The organism is Veillonellales bacterium, from assembly GCA_039680175.1.
In the GTDB taxonomy this organism is placed as follows: Bacteria; Bacillota; Negativicutes; order JAAYSF01; family JAAYSF01; genus JBDKTO01.
The window spans coordinates 1-2,055 of record JBDKTO010000073.1; the positions used below are offsets into that span (position 1 = coordinate 1).

At 37.7% G+C, this 2,055-nt stretch carries 5 protein-coding genes; all 5 read right to left on the reverse strand.

Going from position 1 to position 2,055, the window contains the following annotated elements:
* Positions 1-293, reverse strand: a 293-nt coding sequence (locus tag ABFC84_11965; GenBank protein MEN6413451.1) for a hypothetical protein, incomplete at its 3' end; no start/stop codon positions are given.
* A gap of 61 nt (positions 294-354) precedes the next feature.
* Positions 355-600, reverse strand: a complete 246-nt coding sequence (locus ABFC84_11970) for a hypothetical protein (GenBank protein ID MEN6413452.1) — start codon at positions 598-600, stop codon at positions 355-357.
* Positions 601-658: 58 nt separating this feature from the next.
* Entirely contained in the window at positions 659-1,072 is a 414-nt protein-coding gene (locus ABFC84_11975; GenBank protein MEN6413453.1) for a hypothetical protein, read from the reverse strand.
* Positions 1,069-1,452 (reverse strand): hypothetical protein, encoded by a 384-nt coding sequence (locus ABFC84_11980; GenBank protein ID MEN6413454.1) that lies wholly within the window; start codon positions 1,450-1,452, stop codon positions 1,069-1,071. Before ABFC84_11980 ends, ABFC84_11975 begins: the two co-directional genes overlap by 4 nt.
* Before the next feature lie 12 nt (positions 1,453-1,464).
* Positions 1,465-1,815, reverse strand: coding sequence for a hypothetical protein (locus tag ABFC84_11985; protein ID MEN6413455.1), 351 nt, complete (start codon positions 1,813-1,815; stop codon positions 1,465-1,467).
* Between the last annotated feature and the right edge of the window lie 240 nt (positions 1,816-2,055).

Genomic DNA, 2,055 nt, shown 5'->3' on the forward strand with positions numbered 1-2,055 from the left:
TTGTACCCAACCATACGTGAGTGAGATTGAAAGTTTTGATCTTCGGATAATTGGCCCGGCGTCATTTGGCTTATATGGTAATGTATAGTCATTCCTAAATCTTTACCCTTTTCATACCATTGGCATATCTGCGCAATAGTTCCCTTTTGAACTTTGGCATACTTCACCACGGCTTGCCCTTTAAATTCTCTTGGCACAATCAGGTCTATAACCTTTTCAGCAACTACGCTTTTGCCATTAGCTGAATCATATAGTCCTAATGAGCTTTTTTTAAATTCTGTCAATTCATTCATGATTGTATTCATCTCTCTTAATTTTTAATGGTTACTTAATTGATTGGTGGGCGGGGGAAGATTAATTGCTGCCAGCCGATCTTTGATTTGATAATTCAAGGTACATTAGCCCGTCTGCTATTACCTGCTTTGCCTCTTCGGGGATATCAAGTTTTTCAAACCCGCACATAGCAAAAGTTCCAATTGCACCAATCTCCTTTACCATCATTTCTGCCTTTTTTACGGTATTTCTATGATCTTCATTTGTTGATAAAGAAACGAACGCCTCCCAGCATATCTTACATTGGTTAAATTCTTCGTCTGTCATAACTCCTTTGTTTTATATTATTTTAAAAATTGGTTTGATTGCTTAGTGCTTTGGCCGTCTATTTTCGTTCCCCGCAATTTTGACAATAAGTATATCCGGCTATCATTACGGATTTGTAATCTTGTTTACATTGACACCCCTTCGCTCCCTGCTCCCTGGTGGGTAGGGTGGCGGACAAACGTTCTCTCATTTGATCGTAAATAATTAATAGCGATTCGCATTTTGTCCGCAATCCCGAATCCCATAAAAGGGAATTAATGAACCCGCAAAACTCATTTCGCTCATTCGTTACAGCTTCCAAAAATTCCGTCAACTCATCCCCGCTTACAGGTGCAGCCGGTGGATGGGAGGCGGCAAGTCCTTGCGCATGCCCTTCATCGTAAGCGTCATTAGCTATACTTTCCCAAGAACCATATTCACGGCTTAGTACTCTATCAATAATTTCTTTTTTTGTTTCTTCTGCTGTCTTCATTGCTTTTTATTTATAGGTGAGGGAATAGTTACTACCAGTTCTTCGCCGGTAAGGAAATAAAAAAGATTTTGTAGGTTATTAAGTGTGTCTAACACCTTGTAATGATGTAGGCCAAGTTCAAGTTTAAAAGCATTGTAATAATCATCCCATAGTATGATATGAAACCCGTTATTGCCCCACGATTTCCAATACTTATTTTTATCACGGTTCCACCCGCACCACTCCACCAGCACTTCGGTGGTTAGGGGGATGGGGGAAAATGATTTGCTATGCGGGTCGTATTTTGAGATAGCGTAAATATTTTCTATGTCAAGTACTGTTACCATGTCATATATCATCACAACATTTCCCGGCAATAATTTTTCATTTGCTTGTATCATGGTTGGTTAATTTTATGGATGGGGAAATGATCTTTTGTCGTGAACAAATTCTGGCATACAGTTATCGCAATAAAATTTTTCATTTTCATCACTATAATAACCGGACGAACAGCTATCATATAAGTCTTTGCATTTGCTACATTGCTCAATAGTATCTGGCAATAACGAGAAGTGCTCTTGTAAATAATAAATAATACTATACGCTTTATTTGGAGACAATTTTACTGCATGCCCTTTACCAAAATAAATTCCATTTGGAATTTCGCCCATTAAAAACTTGTAGAACTCATTAACCCAGTCTAAATCATCTTTATTATTATTGTTACTATTATTTCTTAGCAGCTTAATTTGATCTATTGCCATCTTTACTAATTTTTATTTTAATGTAATTTTTTATCTTCCCTTCTGCCCATGCAGTATGCCTTGTTTTAGTTTACGGTAGGTCATGGGTGGGGATTAAAATGGCAAATCGTCCTGTATCCTTGTTTTAGATAGAATCTCCTCCGCCTCCTCAATTTGCGCAAGTGTATGGTTTCTTTTATCGTCCATTACCTTTTGTGCCTTTTCAATGGTATATTGCGACATTCTTTCAATTTCGCATCT

Coding starts and splice junctions, on each gene's coding strand:
- ABFC84_11970 (MEN6413452.1), bottom strand. CDS start 600: ATGACAGACGAAGAATTTAACCAATGTAAGATATGCTGGGAGGCGTTC.
- ABFC84_11975 (MEN6413453.1), bottom strand. CDS start 1,072: ATGAAGACAGCAGAAGAAACAAAAAAAGAAATTATTGATAGAGTACTA.
- ABFC84_11980 (MEN6413454.1), bottom strand. CDS start 1,452: ATGATACAAGCAAATGAAAAATTATTGCCGGGAAATGTTGTGATGATA.
- ABFC84_11985 (MEN6413455.1), bottom strand. CDS start 1,815: ATGGCAATAGATCAAATTAAGCTGCTAAGAAATAATAGTAACAATAAT.